General features: G+C 40.6%; 22 protein-coding genes. 11 read left to right on the top strand and 11 right to left on the bottom strand.

The genetic code is table 11. From position 1 onward, the window contains the following. Nucleotides 1-26: 26 nt before the first annotated feature. Nucleotides 27-1,151, top strand: coding sequence for a hypothetical protein (locus tag AC787_RS04505; protein ID WP_054023682.1), 1,125 nt, complete (start codon nucleotides 27-29; stop codon nucleotides 1,149-1,151). A 164-nt stretch (nucleotides 1,152-1,315) separates the two neighbouring features. Here AC787_RS04505 and AC787_RS04500 read toward each other — a convergent pair whose 3' ends face one another. Further along, nucleotides 1,316-1,678: a YmaF family protein gene (locus AC787_RS04500; protein ID WP_054023681.1), complete on the bottom strand. Its 363-nt coding sequence runs from the start codon at nucleotides 1,676-1,678 to the stop codon at nucleotides 1,316-1,318. A gap of 252 nt (nucleotides 1,679-1,930) precedes the next feature. Here AC787_RS04500 and AC787_RS35290 point away from each other — a divergent pair, with 252 nt between their 5' ends. Together AC787_RS35290 and AC787_RS04490 are read left to right on the top strand one after the other, a co-directional pair. Then, the gene (locus AC787_RS35290) at nucleotides 1,931-2,443 is read left to right on the top strand and encodes a CBO0543 family protein (RefSeq protein WP_414730932.1); all 513 of its coding nucleotides are present in this window, start codon (nucleotides 1,931-1,933) and stop codon (nucleotides 2,441-2,443) included. A 129-nt stretch (nucleotides 2,444-2,572) separates the two neighbouring features. Next, a complete protein-coding gene (locus AC787_RS04490; RefSeq protein ID WP_414730931.1) occupies nucleotides 2,573-3,373 on the top strand; it encodes a DUF2935 domain-containing protein in 801 nt (266 codons plus the stop codon). 371 nt (nucleotides 3,374-3,744) lie between these two features. On the opposite strand, the gene AC787_RS33655 is transcribed toward AC787_RS04490, so the two are convergent. Further along, the gene (locus AC787_RS33655) at nucleotides 3,745-3,963 is read right to left on the bottom strand and encodes an IS3 family transposase (protein ID WP_268760186.1); all 219 of its coding nucleotides are present in this window, start codon (nucleotides 3,961-3,963) and stop codon (nucleotides 3,745-3,747) included. A gap of 54 nt (nucleotides 3,964-4,017) precedes the next feature. Beyond that, nucleotides 4,018-4,503, bottom strand: a complete 486-nt coding sequence (locus AC787_RS33650; RefSeq protein WP_152970582.1) for an IS3 family transposase — start codon at nucleotides 4,501-4,503, stop codon at nucleotides 4,018-4,020. A 703-nt stretch (nucleotides 4,504-5,206) separates the two neighbouring features. On the opposite strand from AC787_RS33650, the gene yjcZ reads away from it, so the two are divergent. From yjcZ to AC787_RS04465, 5 genes are all read left to right on the top strand, one after another. Further along, nucleotides 5,207-5,299 (top strand): sporulation protein YjcZ, encoded by a 93-nt coding sequence (gene yjcZ / locus AC787_RS35020; protein ID WP_161807513.1) that lies wholly within the window; start codon nucleotides 5,207-5,209, stop codon nucleotides 5,297-5,299. Nucleotides 5,300-5,367: 68 nt separating this feature from the next. After that, the gene (locus tag AC787_RS34035; protein WP_161807512.1) at nucleotides 5,368-5,529 is read left to right on the top strand and encodes a hypothetical protein; all 162 of its coding nucleotides are present in this window, start codon (nucleotides 5,368-5,370) and stop codon (nucleotides 5,527-5,529) included. 487 nt (nucleotides 5,530-6,016) lie between these two features. Further along, the gene (locus tag AC787_RS33640) at nucleotides 6,017-6,340 is read left to right on the top strand and encodes a WGxxGxxG family protein (RefSeq protein WP_054023677.1); all 324 of its coding nucleotides are present in this window, start codon (nucleotides 6,017-6,019) and stop codon (nucleotides 6,338-6,340) included. A 204-nt stretch (nucleotides 6,341-6,544) separates the two neighbouring features. Then, nucleotides 6,545-7,063 (top strand): DUF3231 family protein, encoded by a 519-nt coding sequence (locus tag AC787_RS04470; protein ID WP_054023676.1) that lies wholly within the window; start codon nucleotides 6,545-6,547, stop codon nucleotides 7,061-7,063. A gap of 487 nt (nucleotides 7,064-7,550) precedes the next feature. Beyond that, on the top strand, nucleotides 7,551-7,709 hold the full coding sequence (locus AC787_RS04465; RefSeq protein WP_054023675.1) for a hypothetical protein: 159 nt from the start codon (nucleotides 7,551-7,553) through the stop codon (nucleotides 7,707-7,709). Nucleotides 7,710-7,936: 227 nt separating this feature from the next. Here the strand turns inward: AC787_RS04465 and AC787_RS04460 are convergent, their stop codons facing one another. Together AC787_RS04460 and AC787_RS04455 are read right to left on the bottom strand one after the other, a co-directional pair. Continuing rightward, nucleotides 7,937-8,221 carry a hypothetical protein gene (locus AC787_RS04460; RefSeq protein WP_054023674.1) on the bottom strand — a complete coding sequence of 95 codons (285 nt, stop codon included), beginning with the start codon at nucleotides 8,219-8,221 and terminating at the stop codon, nucleotides 7,937-7,939. Between the two features lie 4 nt (nucleotides 8,222-8,225). Then, nucleotides 8,226-9,191 (bottom strand): DnaD domain-containing protein, encoded by a 966-nt coding sequence (locus AC787_RS04455; protein WP_054023673.1) that lies wholly within the window; start codon nucleotides 9,189-9,191, stop codon nucleotides 8,226-8,228. 320 nt (nucleotides 9,192-9,511) lie between these two features. On the opposite strand from AC787_RS04455, the gene AC787_RS04450 reads away from it, so the two are divergent. From AC787_RS04450 to AC787_RS04440, 3 genes are all read left to right on the top strand, one after another. After that, nucleotides 9,512-10,153 carry an ImmA/IrrE family metallo-endopeptidase gene (locus tag AC787_RS04450; RefSeq protein WP_054023672.1) on the top strand — a complete coding sequence of 214 codons (642 nt, stop codon included), beginning with the start codon at nucleotides 9,512-9,514 and terminating at the stop codon, nucleotides 10,151-10,153. Next, complete coding sequence (locus tag AC787_RS04445; RefSeq protein WP_054023671.1) at nucleotides 10,128-10,442, top strand: hypothetical protein; 315 nt, start codon at nucleotides 10,128-10,130, stop codon at nucleotides 10,440-10,442. The genes AC787_RS04450 and AC787_RS04445 overlap by 26 nt, the downstream gene beginning before the upstream one ends. 80 nt (nucleotides 10,443-10,522) lie before the next feature. Beyond that, on the top strand, nucleotides 10,523-11,563 hold the full coding sequence (locus AC787_RS04440) for a tyrosine-type recombinase/integrase (protein ID WP_054023670.1): 1,041 nt from the start codon (nucleotides 10,523-10,525) through the stop codon (nucleotides 11,561-11,563). A gap of 66 nt (nucleotides 11,564-11,629) precedes the next feature. Here AC787_RS04440 and sufB read toward each other — a convergent pair whose 3' ends face one another. The 6 genes from sufB to AC787_RS04410 form a co-directional block, all read right to left on the bottom strand. Then, nucleotides 11,630-13,027 (bottom strand): Fe-S cluster assembly protein SufB, encoded by a 1,398-nt coding sequence (gene sufB / locus AC787_RS04435; RefSeq protein WP_054023669.1) that lies wholly within the window; start codon nucleotides 13,025-13,027, stop codon nucleotides 11,630-11,632. A 28-nt stretch (nucleotides 13,028-13,055) separates the two neighbouring features. Further along, nucleotides 13,056-13,487 (bottom strand): Fe-S cluster assembly sulfur transfer protein SufU, encoded by a 432-nt coding sequence (sufU, locus tag AC787_RS04430; RefSeq protein ID WP_054023668.1) that lies wholly within the window; start codon nucleotides 13,485-13,487, stop codon nucleotides 13,056-13,058. Next, on the bottom strand, nucleotides 13,474-14,700 hold the full coding sequence (locus tag AC787_RS04425; protein WP_054023667.1) for a cysteine desulfurase: 1,227 nt from the start codon (nucleotides 14,698-14,700) through the stop codon (nucleotides 13,474-13,476). The genes sufU and AC787_RS04425 overlap by 14 nt, the downstream gene beginning before the upstream one ends. Then, entirely contained in the window at nucleotides 14,697-16,004 is a 1,308-nt protein-coding gene (sufD, locus tag AC787_RS04420; protein WP_054023666.1) for a Fe-S cluster assembly protein SufD, read from the bottom strand. Before sufD ends, AC787_RS04425 begins: the two co-directional genes overlap by 4 nt. A gap of 21 nt (nucleotides 16,005-16,025) precedes the next feature. Then, nucleotides 16,026-16,805, bottom strand: coding sequence for a Fe-S cluster assembly ATPase SufC (gene sufC, locus AC787_RS04415; protein WP_054023665.1), 780 nt, complete (start codon nucleotides 16,803-16,805; stop codon nucleotides 16,026-16,028). Nucleotides 16,806-17,087: 282 nt separating this feature from the next. Continuing rightward, nucleotides 17,088-17,669 carry a DUF1802 family protein gene (locus AC787_RS04410; RefSeq protein WP_054023664.1) on the bottom strand — a complete coding sequence of 194 codons (582 nt, stop codon included), beginning with the start codon at nucleotides 17,667-17,669 and terminating at the stop codon, nucleotides 17,088-17,090. Nucleotides 17,670-17,732 lie beyond the last annotated feature (63 nt).

The following is a 17,732-nucleotide window of genomic DNA, read 5'->3' as shown; positions in this document are numbered from 1 at the left end:
GAAAAAAAAAGACTAGAGGTGATTGGTTGAAAAGCATTTCGGGGATAATCATGATCGTTATAATGATGACAGGATGCAAATCCGCAGAAATAAACAATAAACCAACTGTTCAGCCAAGTGTGCTAGCAAGCATTGAACCAACTCAGCAACCCACTCATACGAGTGAAAAAGTCATTATTTATAATCTCAAAAACGGTGATAACAGTTCTGAAAAAACCGATAACATTTTTCAGACCATAACGGAATCTGATCTCATTGATGTGTTTAAAAAAGCTTTTGAAGAAGCTGAACCATTAAAAGGTATCGTGAAAATGGCGCCTCCAACTTATAAAGTTTTAATCGGCAGCTCCGAATATTATCTTTTGATTGGTGATGATAAAACAGATTCAATCGTTAATTTAGATGACTCGCATACGATGTTTAGACTATCTCCTTCTGCAACGATTAAGATTCGGGAAATCCTATCATGGTCAGAGCCTGAGAAAGTTGTACAAGGTCTTGTTATGGATAAAAAAATCATTGCTCAAAATGAATCGTACCGAGCTTTAGTCGCGACAAATTGGTCTGAACAAGAGAAAAACAGATATACGATGGATGAATGGATCGATAAAGCAGTGAATAATCGCGAGCTAGCGTGGTATGAAATGGACAAAGAAGTTTATTCGAAGCTGCATATTGGCCAACCTATTGCAGTCAGAGCAGCAAATATTCAGCTGGATTCTTTTCCACCGATTCGATTCGCAATTACCGTCCAAATCATTGAACCAGCAGTAGAGGAGTCCTCCCTATACTTAGATTTAATTGAAGAAGAATTAAGCAACCAACAACTGCTTTTGACTCCTATCAGCTTAGATAAGGATTGGGTATTGGATGGTATTAAGCCAAGCAGATATACGGTCAGTCTTATTAACAAAGAAACGGATTCCACCCGCCTAGAGCAGCTTTCCATTTATATATTCGATTCTGAACAACAGATAGAGGAAGGTCTAAAGGATTTTCAAAAGCAAACCGAAATGATTAATATGCTGTACCCTCGAATTTATAAATTAAAAAATGCGATGATCTTTTATTGGGCACATAGCAACATGGATGAACCAGCTAAGCTTGGCAGCTATTTCGATAAAGCAGTTGAGCTCTTAATGGCAAAATAAAAAGAATTGTCCTCAATGTCATTCTTGATCAAGACCATGTTTAATAGTAATTTCTATTCATGGAAAAGGAGCTGCCCTAAAGTAGAAAGTTCTACTTTGGGACAGCTCCTTTTTACTTTTGGCTTATCGTTAACCGATGGAACCTTCCAAATAGCTTTTATTAATTAAACAAGAGGTGCTTGAATCAATGTTGCGAATTTAAATGGGTGAACATGACCATCATTTAATGTCGTTTGGCCTGTTACAAAATGAACGTGTTTGCCATTTCCCACTGCAATAGCCGGTCCTGTTACAATCTTTTTCAGTTTATGAAAATGGTCTAAGAAATCCGTGTTCGTAAGATCAATTTCATGGACATGACTTTTTCCTACTCGAATCGCTTGGCCTGTAACGCCTGCAAAGCGATGATTATGTCGATCATCGCCTTCTTCAGCCAGTTTTGTACTACCTTCAAACTCATGTACGTGGCGCTGTACCTTTTTACAAGATCTAGTTCTCTTTATTATTTTAGCTTTTTTCCTCTGCATTCGTCGCATGCCTCCTAATGATTACGTGACCCATAACTGATTATGTGGCTCACAACATCCTATTAAGGCAAACAAATGTATGTGTTAGGCAATTATCAACGATTCTAATAATAATTTACGCAGGCTTGCTTGGATTATGGTATATCATTCGTAACGCTTCATTTGCACCTTAAAAATTTCTTAGGTTAATCCTCCAATGTTCTTCAATATTCAGACTTGAATATAAAGTTAATTGAATATCTACTCGCTTTTATGACGAAACTTAATATAAAACACTTTAATTACGGAGTGAAACTAAAAATGCTTATCAATATTATTTTTGGCTTCATAATTCCTTGGGTTTTAGCATCGTTCATGGTTCGGAAACAACCGATCTTATTTATTGTCATTAGTCCTGTAACCATAGTAATTTCATTGTTAATAAATACAATAGGCATCTATTTTGGCTTTTGGAACTTTAAACCTTATTTCGAGAAAATTGAAACTATTTCCGCATTACCATTTGATTTTGGCCTATACGCTGTTCTAGGTTCTCTATTAATTTACACACTTTCAAAAAGACCTTTTCGACTCCATCCAGTCATCATTATTTTGATTTTCAGCATAATCACTACTGTCCTTGAATATATGGCCTTTCTATTTGGATTCTTAACATACGGAAACGGATGGAATATAGGTTGGACATTCATTTCCTACTCAATTGCGTATCTATGTGTTACAACAGCATGGATAATTGCTAAAGTGCATATTAAAGTAGTGAAGTAATACAATATTCATTCCGCCCTCCAATCAACAGGAGGTTTTTTTTACATTCACAGAAACCTAGGTAGGGAATAGTACAAACTCTCCTTTCATACAGTACTTAAAGATTAAGCTACGAGGGAGATGCTGCCATTGTTAGATCAGTTATTTGTATCTCGTTCTTTAGAAGAAGTTAGGTTTTGGTCTCGAATTATGAAAGAGCATTCTCTTTTTCTTAAATTGGGTTTCCGTTGTGAGGATACCCAATTAATTAATGAGGCAAATCATTTCTATGCCATTTTTGAAGCAATCGAAAATAGAGCTAATGCATTTACTGTTGGAACTGATCCCACTGTAATTAAAAGATTCAATGAAGAGGTGCATACTGCTGTTTCTTATATTTGGGCTTTCAAAAGAAAAGTGCTCGGTTTAATACTGACATGCCAACTTCCAGGTGCAAACAACTTTCCATTGTTAGTTGATCATGTGAGTAGAGAAGCGAATTATTTCAGAAATCGCTTGTCAGAATTAAATTTGGGTCGGTTGGAGCCGCTGCCTGATGCTATTATCGACGAGAATGTTTTCTTTCTAAGAATCATGGCTGATCACGCCAAATTCATTAGTCACTTGCTTGATCCTTCTGAGCGACAGCTAGTGGAACAAGCAAATAACTTCAGTCAAGAATTTGACACCTTACTGTTTCAAGCAAAGGACTTGGAATCTATGCGTCCTCAATCGCAAACTGTTCCACTACTTGACCAATTTCTTGATCAAAATAGAGTGTCAGTTAAATCGCTTCGTGACTTTAAGAGAACAGCTCGAGACCTTATTGAAGCTTGCCGTATAAAAAGTATCATTCATCCGTTATTGGCGGATCATGTATTCCGCGAAGCAGAACATTTCCTCGTTATAATCGATATGTTTGAAAACAGTCTGACAGGTAAGCCAGCTTAATCTGCTGAAAACTCAATTACCTCTGGAATATCAAATACCCAATCAAACCTATTAATCTATGAATATACTAGATTAACTTGAGGAAAAGGAGTTGATTGGCATGGGATTCGGAGATGCTTGCAGAGAGAAAGAGATTAAAGTTATTTTTGTTAAACCTGGTCAAAAAGTTCTTATTATCGGCAAGAAGCACAGAAGAAAAAAACACCATTGCTAACTTTGTGGAGCGCTTGCTTATACAAGCGCTCTTACATACTCTTATATTTATTTTGTTTCTTGTAAATCAATAAACTGCTTCACCATTTTCAGCATAATCATAAAAACCCTTCGTGGATTGGTCAAGACCCCAGATAGCGGACACTGAATAAAAGACCCTACCTAACAAGCTGGAGCCGGTATTGAACCGGAGCCAGCTTGTTTAGTTTTCTTTGCGGACGCTTGTTGTTGTAAAAGTGTATATATTCTTCAATTCGGCTTTGTGCTTCTTCTACCGATCGAATATCATAAGGATAGAGCGCTTCTGTCTTCAAATGCGAGAAGAAGCTCTCCATTGAGGCATTGTCGTTACAATTGCCTCGTCGAGTCATGCTGATTTGGGTGCCAACCTTTGTCAGATTGTCGTGGTAATCGTAGGACGTGTACTGGGATCATTGATCGCTGTGAACGATCAGCCCCGTCACGTCCTTTTCCTTTTCAAACGCCTTAGAGAACGTCTGCAGAACAAGTTGCTTGTCATTGTGAAGACTAGTTTGGTAAGCGATAATTTCGTTCTGGCACAAGTCTTTAATGGCAGATAGATATAGCCAAACATCACCAATTCTAGACTGTGTGACCTCAGTTACCCACTTTTGATTGGGCGCTTCAGCTTGAAACTTGCGTTCCAGGATATTCTTAGTAACGCGGTCACTGATGTTCCAGTTTCGTGAACTGTGATGGTACTTACAACGTACTCTAGAGCACAGCTCCATTTCTTGCATTAGCCGGAAAACCTTCTTGTGGTTCATCCACACGCCATGATCTTGGTACAAGAATAATTGAGTCTGGCGGTACCCATACACGCCTCTATAATATTCAAAAGTGCCACGAATCAGCTGCTTATCCTGCTTATCCTTATCTGTGTGCAATCGTTTCACGTAGACGCCGGAGGATTTTTTATTTGATTAAATTCATTTCATTTATTATTTAATTGCGTAACCTCCTTTCGTTAACTTATAAAATCGCATTAATAAGAAGGCCCATTCTATGGGCTTTCTTTTTCCAATGAAGCTTAATATTCAGACAGTGTTCATTCCAATCACTTAGACGAATGCACTGACAAGTTACATTCCCCAAACTTACAATCTAAGATCTTAAAATTCAGGAGGCCTTAATGATTAGCATGAAAAAGAAATCAAAGAAATTAAAATCATACGTTCGCTTGCACGGAGAACGCATTGAAAGTTCATTTAATGAGCTTGATCATTTGGAACCCCGTCAAAGTACAAATTCTAAGATTCTGTTTCAGCAGATCCTTAATTCCTTATCACATGAGTACTCAAAAATAAAATGATAGCCATTTTATAGGGCTGTCTGGGATAAAATATTGCATCATAACTTCCCAGCTGCCCTATTAGGAAGCACAATGCATGTGGTTTGAGAAACGACGTCTTCAATTATGATTTTCTCTTGCATCCATGATCTTCAATATTCATTCAATATTGTCTCAGCAAATCGTCCACACTTTTGTCCTATCCTTTTATATAAGGCTAGTATCATACCGGAACAAACATCCAATCACTAAATTCTATCAATACATACTCTACATGGTAGTCAAAACACAGGGAGGTGAATTGAATAGTGCACAATAACCTTGGTACGATTCTGGTGCTTTTCATTTTATTAGTGATTATCGCTTGTAGTTGCAACCGCCGCCACCATGACAATTACTAATCCCATAGACTTAAACTGTGTACGCTAACTTTTATAATTCACTAAGACTTAAGGAGGTAAATTGAATAATGAACAATAACCTTGGTACGATTCTGGTGCTTTTCATTCTATTAGTGATTATTGCTTGTAGTGTTGGCGTCCTCGGCCGCAACGAGAGAAGAGAAGAAAGAAGAGAAGACAGAAAAGATGAAAGAAGAGTTGAAGGTATCAGCACAGGCTGCAACTTCTGAGACTATTAATTTTGCAGCTCGATTTCAACTTTTACCTTCTTACAAAATATAGAATTATTCGAACAAGATCTATTCAGAAGACCCATTCTATGGGTCTTTTGCGTTCTAATAATTCATATCAAAATCTTCAATATCCAATCTGGTCACTCATCACTGCAGAGCAAACGTCCAATCCCAAATTGTCATCCGTATATAATCTGCATAGCGTATTAAATATTGGGAGGTGAGTATTTGATGGGTGAATTTGTTGGTGGTTCTAATATCGTTATTATCCTGTTATTATTCACTTTGTTGGTGATTATTGCTTTCATTTCAGTAATCAGACGGTGTTTATAAATTCAGATCTTTCAAATACAATTCGATAACTTCCCAAGCTACTTAATATTCATTTTGTTACTTTAACGTATCTTAGCGAACAGAATATTTTATTTTCAATAAGGGTAACTTATAAACGTAAAAAATTTGAACACAAGGAGAATTAGTAAAAATGAAAAAAATTTACTCGTTGCTATTTGCCTTTACAATCCTATCTTCCGCACTATGCTTCCCTGCCTTCGCGGAACAATCAAATCAAGTAGATAGGATGACAACAGATAACAATCGTATGAACAGTTATGGAACAAACAACACAACCACTAATCAAATAAACGGCTATGGAGATGGCTATGGAGCAAATAACACTGGTATGAATGCAAACAACTATCGGACAAATGCGACAACAGACGATAGAAGAAATAATTGGGGCTGGCTTGGTTTGCTTGGCTTAACGGGCTTAATCGGATTAAGAAGCCGAGATCGGGAACGTACTTAAGCAAGAATAGAGAATCGTTTTTCATGAACCCCTGCATTTATTGGGGGGTTCATTTGAGTGCAAAATAGCTTCGTTCATTTTTCCCGCCTAATTCGAAGTGTTTCCAAGTATTTTTGTGAATTTCAGCCTTGCTCGTATTATTTATGTGTAGTTAAGCATATTAAGTCAGTTCAAAAAATTAATGAATCAAAAGGAGCAAATCGAATGGGAATTTTAAGCGGTAATCCAAAGGATGAACCAATGCACTACGGTGAAATATTTAGTGTTTGGCAGGCTTCAACTGTAGCAAAAGGCGCCGTATCCTGTTACCAAGCATACTTAAATCACGCTGGAGACAAAGACTTAAAAAAAATACTGGACGCCCTCATTGATCAAGCAAAGATGGAGATTAAAGAATGTGATACATTGCTTACTGATAACGGAATTGCTTCCGTACCTATGATGCCTGAAAGACCCCCTGTTAAACTCGAAGACATCCCTGTAGGTGCAAGATTCACTGATCCTGAAATCGCTGCTAAAATTGCCGCTGACACATCACTTGGACTAGTTGCTTGTAGCCAAGTTATGGGTCAGTCTATTAGAGAAGATATTGGAGCTTTATTTGCGAAATATCATCTTACTAAAACTGTACTAGGCGTTAAAATACTCGAACTGAGCAAAGAAAAAGGTTGGCTTATACCTCCTCCACTTCAAGTTAAGCGACCAGAGACTGCTAACGCATAAATATTAATTAATCCTGCCCCTCGGGCGGGATTTTTTTAGCATTTTCCCATGTTCTTCAATATTAATTAACATATTTTATAAAAAGTTCATATAATTTAGAGGACAACTCAACTCCATATACCCTCCAAAATTAATGGGGGGTATTTTTTTGTTCAGAAAGATACTAAATATTCAGGTCTGTTCCTGCTCAGGTCGTACGAATGGGTGACTGTTTATGTGAATGTACCCAAATACGCAAAGAATCTACAAGGAAAAATAATGCGTCATATTTTTGATAAGACCATCCACTGTGTTACGATTTAAGAAAGGTCCAATAAGTCGATAGCCGGTATTACTTCAGTCTGTTGTACAGGAACACTATTCATCGTCCCTCCCTCCTCTCATGCTCTTCGGTATTCAGTCGGTTCTTTCCCCAATTTGGATTAAAAAAGTAGTTTTGAAACATAATAAAATGTCTTGCTAAACAAAACCAAAAGGGGTGCTGTATATGCGCGAAGGTTTGATTCCTGCCGTTCTTGGAACTGTGGTATCTGCTTCTGGTGCTACACTGCTTAAAAGCAAGTACAAACTTGTTGGTACTGGTGTTCTAGGTTTTGGACTTGCCCATCTTATTCTTGGTGCAATCGACTTGGTAGAACACCGGTAGGTTTGGCGAGATTAGCAGGGAGGTTCGTTCTTGCCTCCCTCATTTTGTTATTTCAATTACCTTTGAGTGAATAGTAAAAATATGGTATGTTTATCTTGATCATATTAAAGGAGGCGAACCTAATGGCTTTCAAAACAGTAGGAGTTATTCTAGTCGCTCTATTATCAATTTATTTCACAGTAAAATACCGTTTATGGAAGCGCCTTTAATGTACACCGCTTATTCATTCAGAAGCGACCTACCATATTAGTCCTTACACTCAAATTTCTGCGGCTTGTTATATACCTTTCCCCCCACCAATCTCCTAACATTGCTGCTAATTCGGTTTCCTGCAAGATGTCTGATAATGCGACAAGATTCTCTTTACGAGGACGACGGAAGTATTTAGCCATTTGTTGAATGGAATAGTCTTCACTACGCAGTCTTAACAAGTCATCTAATTGCTCACTTTTCCATGTAAGATTGAACCCATCACAGACTATAGTTTTACGCTCTTTCTTATCTGCTGGCATTGAATCACTCCTTTCTTGCTGTTCGGATAAAATCAAGATAATCAGCTTCGGTAGCTTGTGGAAGACCATCTGCCTTCCTACTTAAATCACATAACTCTCGAAGAGTTTCATCCGTAACAACTGCTTTAGGTCTGTTGTCAGAGACAATCTCAATCCTTGGTTTGCCTGAACGGGAAGATGATTGATTAGTGCTGGAAGATTTCCGCTCGACATTCCATGGTTCGTCCACTCCCTCTGCTTTGTATCGCTTAAGTATTCCGTTGACGTAGGTCAGATTTCTTTTACCAGCGACAGTTGCAGTTTTCATAGCCTCACATACCCATCGCTCACCATAATCCTTTATAAAATCATTAATTTTATCAGCGGTTATAGAGCTGATCGTTCCGAATCCTTCTGCTTCGTAAAGACGAAAAGGATTATAAACAGGATTAATGCTACCAGCAGCAGGCGGTGTTGCCGCTTGTTTTGGTTGGGTACTGGTATGGTTGGGTATGGTTCTGTTGGGTTCTGTTGGGTTCTGTTGGGTTCTTTCTGTAGCCCCGTGACCGCGCTTGTCGTCACTCTGCGTCACACTTGTGTCACGCGTGACAACGCTGTGACTTGCTTCGCTTTCCCCTTGCTTGGCGCGTGACTTCCGTTTCCTTTGCTTGTTTTGTTCGCGCTTGTCCACTAGCCGTCCCGCATAATCAAACCAGTCATGTACAGTGACATTATCTGTTTTATCAATAAATCCTGAATCGATAAGTGCGGTCATAAGCATGTCCGCAGTTTCTATAGGCCAATTCACTGCCTCCGCTATATCTTCTGACTCGTAGGCTGTTATATCGCCGCCTGGGGCATAATCAAGTGCCCACCACCAAAGCATATGTAGATGACCGATTGCTGTCGGTACATTAACCCCTAATCGCCGTGATAGACGCTTCGTTTTCGGATGCCTTGCTAGTTCTTGATGACTCTCTATCCATGCCAAAAACGCCCCCTCCTTTCTTGACCCTCTTGATTTCTCTTCAAAACCTCTGAAACATCTGATAAAAAACATAGGGATATATTTACTGTCTGAATCACGCCTAAAGCTCATAAAGGTTCGTGCGTGACCCCTAAATATACAGAAGAAGAATTAGATCTCGCTCGAGCTGCTGCTAAAGCTGCTGTTGAAGCTTATAGGAAGGCTCAACGTAAAAAGGACGAGAATCAATCGTAATTTCGTTAATACACAATTTATAGCCTTTTCTTAGGCTATATTTTTTACCCATAAATACGAACATACGTTCCTGATTAGAGAAGTCATACATGCGCACCTTGGATTTTCATCTTTATAGGTCAACTGATATTGAAATATGGTTAACAAATCTATACAAGTATCATGGTATTTTTTCACCATCAGACTTAACTATTAAATCTGTTTCGGAGATATTCAATATCGCTGTGAATTTTTATAGTGGCCCTTGCTTTGCCGAATGGGAAGAAGGCGGCTACTCACTCATTTTTATTAATAATAAAATGTCTGATGAAGAACAGAGGATGGAGTTTTTCCATGAGTTATGTCATCCATTAAGACACACAGGAATTCAAGGTAACATGCCAATAATGTTCCAAGAGCTTCAAGAAGCTCAAGCATCACAGTTTCAATTGGTTGCTTCAATGCCTATCTACCTACTATCTGAAATACAGCCCGAAAGACACTGGCAAGATTACATCCATTCGATTGCCGAAGCCTTTCATTACCCAGTCGACTTTGTTGAAAGTAGGTTGCAGCAGGTAATTGCAAGGATTGAGCAAGAACGACGTGATCGCAGTATTCGAATCAAACAAACTAATAAACCAAGCATCTGCAACTATTCTGATGAAACAATGAAAATTTTAGATAGATTAAGTAATCAAGTTGCTGAGAGGAAGTTGAACTATAGTGTTAAACGTCAAAGTAATTTATGAAGATTCAGGCGAGGATAACCTTTTGATACCAATATGGATGATCATTGATAGCCCATATTTTGATTGGGGAATGACGTTATTTATTAATATTAAAGTTCCATTTGAACGAACAACCTTTGAAGATATTGATCCAGAATGTGCCGCCGTCACTGTCCCGAGTACGGCATATACAAGACATATTGATAATGATCAATTAATTGGAATATCACTACCTATCGTATGGGATTCAGCTTTAAAACATTTGATGAAAAACCATCATTTTACGATCCGACAAGCATACAACGTTTAGTGCTTCAACTCAGCGACATTGAAGAAACATTGCAGTATTCGTTAAAAGATAATTTATGAAGATGAAGGGAAATATCGAATATGCCAGTCTATAAGGACGAAGAACGCAAAACTTGGTATTTCAAAGTTCGTTATAAGGATCTCTATGGAAGATATAAACAAGCAATGAGAAGAGGATTCGCCAAGAGGAGCGAGGCAATAATTGCCGAGGCTGATTTTCTATCCAGTATTAAAGACTTATATGCGGAGGATGTTACCTTTGACGAAATATTTGAACATAACATTAAACATACAAAACTCAAGGACAAAACAATTCGTAGGCGCCGAAACGAGTATAATTTGCATATCAATCCGCGATTCGGTCATATGAAAGTAAAGGATGCCAATATCCAACATGCCATGGATTTTAAGACGCATCTGGAGAATAACTTTGTTTCTCTTAATAGCGCCAGGACCGTGTACAGCAATTTCAAAATACTAGTAAACCACGCTATAAAATTCTTTGGCCTTAAGATTGATCCTACATTAGCTGCTGGTGCGATTCAAAGAGTGAAACCAAAGATAAACTTTATTATACGGGAAGAATTTGAACAGAGTGTTATGAGCTTAACCAGCAATAAATATCAGGAACTAACTAGATTGTTACTTTACACAGGGCTTCGAGTAGGAGAAGCTTTCGCTCTAACATGGGCTGATATAGACCTGCAAAAGCAGCAGTTATTTGTTAATAAAACATTAGATCAAAAGACACGAACGCCAACGACTCCAAAAACTGCCGGCAGCGTGGGATATGTTCCATTTCCCGCTTTTATTGCAGATATGCTTAGAGAAATAAAAAAAGAATCCGCAGAAAAAATCTACGGATTCAACGATTCGTTATATGTGTTCGGTGGATTAGCACCCTACCATTATTCGCACTTTCACAAGCGCTATAAAATGGTGTTTCCGGAATTGCGTATTCATGACCTTCGTCACAGCTATGCTTCATATCTCATCAACAAGGGAGTGGATATCTACCTTGTTAAAGAGCTCTTACGTCATGATGATATTCAGCAAACTGCCAACACTTACGGTCACTTATACACGGAAAGAAAGCACGAAGTAATGAGCGTATTTGACTAAACGGTATCAAAACGGTATCATACGATATTTTGAAACCGTTTAGCCCTTGATACGACTACGTTTTTATTAACCGATGGAACCTTCCATCTCGAACTTGATCAAACGGTTCATCTCTACCGCATATTCCATCGGCAGCTCTTTCGTGAACGGTTCGATGAAGCCCATTACGATCATTTGCGTTGCTTCCGCTTCGCTTAGACCACGGCTCATCAGGTAGAACAGTTGATCTTCAGAAACCTTCGACACCGTTGCTTCATGCTCAAGTGTAATGTTATCGTTCATGATCTCGTTGTAAGGAATCGTATCTGACGTTGATTCATTATCGAGAATGAGCGTATCACATTTGATATTCGCTTTAGCGCCGTCGGAGTTGCGTCCGAAGGATGCAAGACCACGGTAAGTTACTTTACCGCCATGCTTACTGATTGACTTCGAGATGATCGTCGAGCTAGTGTCTGGTGCAAGGTGAGTCATTTTAGCCCCTGCGTCCTGATGCTGACCTTTGCCGGCAACGGCAATGGACAATACCATGCCTTTTGCGCCGCGACCGCGAAGAACAACTGCTGGGTACTTCATCGTCAGCTTAGAGCCGATGTTTCCGTCTACCCACTCCATTGTTGCATTCTCATCTGCTACTGCACGTTTAGTAACAAGGTTATAAATATTCGGTGCCCAGTTTTGAATCGTTGTGTAACGAACGCGGGCATTTTTCTTAACCAAAATTTCAACTACCGCACTATGCAAAGAGTTCGTGCTGTATACGGGAGCCGTACAGCCTTCAACGTAGTGAACAGAGCTGTCTTCATCGGCAATAATAAGCGTACGCTCGAATTGACCCATGTTCTCGGAGTTAATACGGAAGTATGCTTGCAAAGGCACTTCACATTTAACGCCTTTTGGCACGTAGATAAAGCTTCCGCCTGACCATACCGCACTGTTCAAAGCTGCAAATTTATTGTCATTCGGAGGAATAATCGTTCCGAAATATTCTTTCATAAGCTCAGGGTACTCACGAAGCGCTGTATCTGTATCTGTGAAGATAACACCTTGCTTCTCAAGATCCTCTTGCATGCTGTGGTAAACGACCTCGGACTCATATTGAGCCGATACGCCGGCAAGAAACTTTTGCTCAGCTTCAGGAATACCCAGCTTGTCGAACGTTTCTTTAATTTCGGAAGGAACTTCCTCCCATGTTTTTCCTTGCTTATCGGAAGCACGAACATAATATTGGATGTCGTCAAAATCAAGCTCATCCATGTTGCCGCCCCATTTAGGCATCGGCATTTTGAAAAATTGCTCAAGTGATTTCAAGCGGAAATCCAGCATCCACTCCGGCTCGCCTTTAATATCCGAAATCGTGCGAACGATTTCCTCTGTTAAACCTTTGCCTGATTCGAATACGGCTTTGTGCTCGTCACGGAAACCATACTTATAATCTTCCATTTCCGGCATTGATTTAGCCATGGTCATTCACGCTCCTCATAAATCTAGTTTAATGTGATTCTTGCTGCTGCTCGATTCCTTTGCGCAAGGCGTTCCACGCAAGTGTAGCGCACTTGATTCTTGCAGGAAATTTGTTTACGCCCGAAAGTGCATCCAATTCCTCATATTCATCAAATTCGACTGGTTCGCCCTTCATTAAGGCTGAGAATTTCTCAGCCATTGCAAGCGCCTCGTCAAATGTTTTTCCTTTTATCGCCTCTGTCATCATCGATGCAGAGCTCATGCTGATTGAACAGCCTTCACCACTGAACTTAGCGTCTGTTACTTTGCCGTCTACAATCTGGAGCTGTAGCGAAATGCGATCGCCGCAGGTAGGATTGTTCAGGTTGATCGTAACCGATTCTTCATTCATCGTGCCGCGATTTCGAGGGTTTTTATAATGATCCATAATGACTCTACGATATAAATCATCCAATTGCATGACCGAAGAACTCCTTTGTTTGTAGTAACGCATCGGCTAGGCGGTCAATTTCATCTTCAGTATTATATAAATAAAAGCTTGCTCTTGCCGTTGCCGATACGTTCAGCCAACGCATTAGCGGCTGGCAGCAGTGATGGCCTGCACGAATCGCAATGCCTTTGGAATCAAGCACGGTCGCAACATCATGAGGATGTACTTCCTCCAAATTGAAGGTTACGAGTCCTACACGATTTTGCTTCGGACCGTATAACGTGATGCCTTCCAGCGAAGATAGCTTCTCGTAAGCATATGTGGCTAAACGTCTCTCATGCTGATCGATTTCTTCAAGCCCAATTTCTTGTAGAAAGTCAATTGCTGCGCCTAGTCCAACTGCACCCGCAATAATTGGCGTGCCGCCTTCAAAGCGGTACGGAATCTCTTTCCACGTAGACTCGTAAAGATCAACAAAATCAATCATCTCGCCGCCGTACTCAATCGGTTCCATCTTGTTAAGCAGCGCCTTCTTGCCATATAATGCGCCGATACCGGTAGGACCACACATTTTATGACCAGAAAAAGCATAAAAATCAACATCCAAATCTTGGAGATCGATTTTCATATGCGGCGTGCTTTGCGCACCGTCCACAACCATGATGGCACCATTTCGATGAGCAATTTGTGTAATTTCCTTAATTGGATTAATAAGTCCGAGCACGTTTGAGACGTAGGTGACGGAAACTACCTTCGTTTGCGAAGTGATCGTCTTCTCAATGTCCTCAAGAGAAATTGTACCATCTGGCTGCATCGGGATATATTTCAAAGTTGCACCAGTGGCCTTAGCCACCTGCTGCCACGGAATTAAGTTGCTGTGATGCTCCATGGGTGTGATGACAATTTCATCACCTTCACCGCACACCTCGCGTGCATAGCTAGAAGCAACCAAATTTAATGCTGTCGTTGTACCGCGTGTGAAAATAATTTGCTCCGGCGCTCCCGCATTTAGAAACTTCGCTACCTTCTCGCGCGCTCCCTCATAGGCATCAGTCGCCCTGGAACCAAGTGTATGCACACCGCGATGAACGTTCGCGTTATCCAGCTCATAGTACCGATTAACCGCATCAATGACGGAGCGCGGCTTCTGCGAAGATGCCGCGCTGTCCAGATAAACGAGCGGGTGCCCGTTTATTTCTTGATGCAATATCGGGAACTGCTCCCGAATCGCATTTATATTCATCCCTCTAGCTTCCTTTCGAGTAAACGCTGAAGCTGACCGCGTACCGCCTCGACTGGAATTTCCGATACGACCGGTGCCAAAAAGCCGTAAATAATTAGACGTTCAGCGTCCTGCTTAGATATACCGCGTGACATTAGGTAATATACCTGCTCTGGGTTTACTTGCCCCACGCTTGCTGCGTGGCCAGCTGTTACATCATCTTCATCTATAAGCAAAATCGGATTGGCGTCGCCGCGCGCTTTAGGGCTCAGCATGAGCACCTTCTCGGTTTGTACACCGTTCGCTTTCGTCGCACCTTTCTCGATTTTTGTAATTCCGTTAATGATCGCTGAAGCGGAATCCTTCATTACTGCGCGTGTTACCATGTTGCTGTCGGAGCTTTTGCCGAAATGAACGGCCTGTGTCGTCAAGCTGTTTTGTTGAGCGTTTTTGCCCACGCTGATAACTTTTGCATCAGAAGTAGAACCCGTGCCCTTCAGTATGGATTTAGTGTCAGACAACGTATTGCCGTCATTCAAATCACCGATAATCCATTCCATTTGACCGTCATTTTCAATAACTGAACGACGAAGCGACATATCAACACCAGTCTCGCCCATATGATGGATGGAGCTGAAACGAACGTGAGCACCTGGCTTCACGAACACTTCAACAACAGAAGGATGTACGAAAGGAGCACTGCTTGCTCCCGGTTCGGATACAACACAATCCACATATGTCACGCGGCTGTTATTGTCCGCAACGATAAGGATATGCGGAGCAAACGTAGCTTCAGCATTGTCGTTGTAGAAAATCGCTTGCAGCGGCAGCTCGACTTCAACATTTTTAGGAACATAGATGAATACGCCGCCGTTCCAAAGTGTTGCATGAAGAGCTGTAAGCTTATCTTCGTCTTTCGCTACTGCTTGGAACAAATATTTCTGAACGAGCTCGCCATGCTCTTTGCACGCGGTCTCCAAATCTGTGAAAATAACGCCTTTGCTAGCTAATTCGCTTGAAAACTGATTCCATACGATGCCGGAATTGCGTTGTACAAGCAAATTTTCAGTTCCTTCTGTTACCAATTCACGAACAGCTTGAGGAAGTTCGCTAATTGCCCCTACTGCTGACGGTTGCTCGTAGTTGCCTACTGCCGTCAAATTCCACCGTTCAATACGAACCTTCTCAGGCTTTGGCCATCCGAGTGTTCCGGCAAGATCTGCCGCTTCTCCGCGCAGTTCAACAAGCCAGTTAGGCTCGCCTTTACTGCGTGCCAGTGCTTCAGCAGCTTGACGGTTGGCCTGCGTTGATAGTTGTGTACTCATCCGTTTTGCCCCCTTCTCTGCTTAAGCCTGGCCGACCGTTTCATCTTCGATGCCAAGTTCTTCTTTTACCCAATCATAACCTTCGTTTTCCAGACGCTCTGCAAGCTCAGGACCACCCGATTTAACGATGCGGCCTTGCATCATAACATGTACGTAGTCTGGAGTAATATAGTTAAGCAAACGCTGATAGTGAGTAATGATAAGGAAACCGCGATCTTCCGAACGCATAGCGTTTACGCCTTGCGATACGATACGAAGAGCATCGATGTCAAGACCCGAATCGATTTCATCAAGAACGACGATTTTTGGATCAAGAAGCATCATTTGCAAAATTTCGTTACGTTTTTTCTCGCCGCCAGAGAAACCTTCGTTAAGGTAACGGTGAGCGAATTCAGCATTCATTTCAAGTTCTTTCATTTTGCTTTCCATTTTGCGAATGAATTTAATCAACGAGATCTCATTGCCTTCGCCAAGACGTGCATTGAGTGCACTGCGTAGAAAGTCAGAGTTCGTTACGCCTGGAATTTCACTCGGATATTGCATTGCAAGAAATAATCCAGCAAGCGCGCGCTCGTCAACGCCCATTTCAAGAATGTCAGCGCCGTCTAGTACTGCTGTACCTTCTGTTACTTCATATTTAGGATGTCCCATCAAAGCAGATGCCAGTGTGGATTTACCGGTACCGTTTGGGCCCATGATCGCGTGAATTTCTCCACCTTTAATTTCTAGGTTGATACCTTTCAAAATCTCTTTTCCTTCGATAGCCGCTTTCAGGCCTTCGATGACAAAATGCGTTGCCATAATATGCTGATCCCTCCAAGGTTGGTTTAATTCGCTCAGTCACTTCTATAAACAATAGACTTTCTATTATAGAGTGATTCTCAATGATTCTCAATAATCATTTTAATATAGTTTTTGTTATAAATCAATGAAGGATGTCCTTGTATCGTTGATAATGTCCTTTTGTTGTAGATATAAAACGATAAGTTATCACTTCATTTTCGCTTATAATTCTCCTATTTCACCTTAAATCGACAACCAGGCGCATTTCAGCACATGATCCTTTTTTTAAAAATAAATCTTTTATGCCAATGCGTTTTTGATTTTTTGAACTTCTAAATCAAATTCATCTTCATCCAGTACAGGTATCATCTTGAGAGAAGGTATTTCATCTTCCATTCTTACCCAAGATTTGCATCCATTATAAGCAGGACGCATCGATATTTCGAAAGGCGCCTCTAGTCGGTATACTCGAAGCACCAAAACATGCAGTGGTTTTGTTTTTTTCCAGCGCAATCTTTCCTCTGCAAATGTATCTGTCCATATATGCAAATCGCGCAAACGATTGAGTGTCTCCTGATCTGTTACTTCAATATCTTCTACGACCTCGGCATAGGTTTCCAGCTTGATCGTTTCCATGTCCAACGACCAATCAGCTAACGTTTCATCCAAGCCGTCTATGAATTGTTCTTTTAAGAGATGTTTTTTCTGGTGCTCGTAAGCGGGCATTAAATAGAAGCTTGGGCTAATAAGCTGAAAATCACGGGTTTCCTCAATAATACCGCCTTTGCGCATGACTATAATTTGCTGCCCCTCTGCGAGCGCTTTTACACTGACAGCCCACTCTTTCAAAGCGATCGACTGTTGTTCTTTTTTTGCAGTCACTATACTTCCTCCATCCAACTTGTCTATAATTGATAACATTATATCAAATGAGGGTATTCCAAG

The organism is Bacillus sp. FJAT-28004, assembly GCF_001280845.1.
Classification (GTDB): Bacteria; Bacillota; Bacilli; order Paenibacillales; family Paenibacillaceae; genus Pristimantibacillus.
This window is presented reverse-complemented; position numbering and strand designations above follow the sequence as displayed.

Excerpts from the sequence above, each read along its gene's own strand:
- AC787_RS04500 (WP_054023681.1), bottom strand. The coding sequence starts at position 1,678 with ATGCAGAGGAAAAAAGCTAAAATAATAAAGAGAACTAGATCTTGTAAA.
- AC787_RS35290 (WP_414730932.1), top strand. The coding sequence starts at position 1,931 with ATGACGAAACTTAATATAAAACACTTTAATTACGGAGTGAAACTAAAA.
- AC787_RS34035 (WP_161807512.1), top strand. The coding sequence starts at position 5,368 with ATGAACAATAACCTTGGTACGATTCTGGTGCTTTTCATTCTATTAGTG.
- AC787_RS33640 (WP_054023677.1), top strand. The coding sequence starts at position 6,017 with ATGAAAAAAATTTACTCGTTGCTATTTGCCTTTACAATCCTATCTTCC.
- AC787_RS04470 (WP_054023676.1), top strand. The coding sequence starts at position 6,545 with ATGGGAATTTTAAGCGGTAATCCAAAGGATGAACCAATGCACTACGGT.
- AC787_RS04465 (WP_054023675.1), top strand. The coding sequence starts at position 7,551 with ATGCGCGAAGGTTTGATTCCTGCCGTTCTTGGAACTGTGGTATCTGCT.
- AC787_RS04460 (WP_054023674.1), bottom strand. The coding sequence starts at position 8,221 with ATGCCAGCAGATAAGAAAGAGCGTAAAACTATAGTCTGTGATGGGTTC.
- AC787_RS04450 (WP_054023672.1), top strand. The coding sequence starts at position 9,512 with ATGCGCACCTTGGATTTTCATCTTTATAGGTCAACTGATATTGAAATA.
- AC787_RS04440 (WP_054023670.1), top strand. The coding sequence starts at position 10,523 with ATGCCAGTCTATAAGGACGAAGAACGCAAAACTTGGTATTTCAAAGTT.
- sufB (WP_054023669.1), bottom strand. The coding sequence starts at position 13,027 with ATGGCTAAATCAATGCCGGAAATGGAAGATTATAAGTATGGTTTCCGT.
- sufU (WP_054023668.1), bottom strand. The coding sequence starts at position 13,487 with ATGCAATTGGATGATTTATATCGTAGAGTCATTATGGATCATTATAAA.
- AC787_RS04425 (WP_054023667.1), bottom strand. The coding sequence starts at position 14,700 with ATGAATATAAATGCGATTCGGGAGCAGTTCCCGATATTGCATCAAGAA.
- sufD (WP_054023666.1), bottom strand. The coding sequence starts at position 16,004 with ATGAGTACACAACTATCAACGCAGGCCAACCGTCAAGCTGCTGAAGCA.
- sufC (WP_054023665.1), bottom strand. The coding sequence starts at position 16,805 with ATGGCAACGCATTTTGTCATCGAAGGCCTGAAAGCGGCTATCGAAGGA.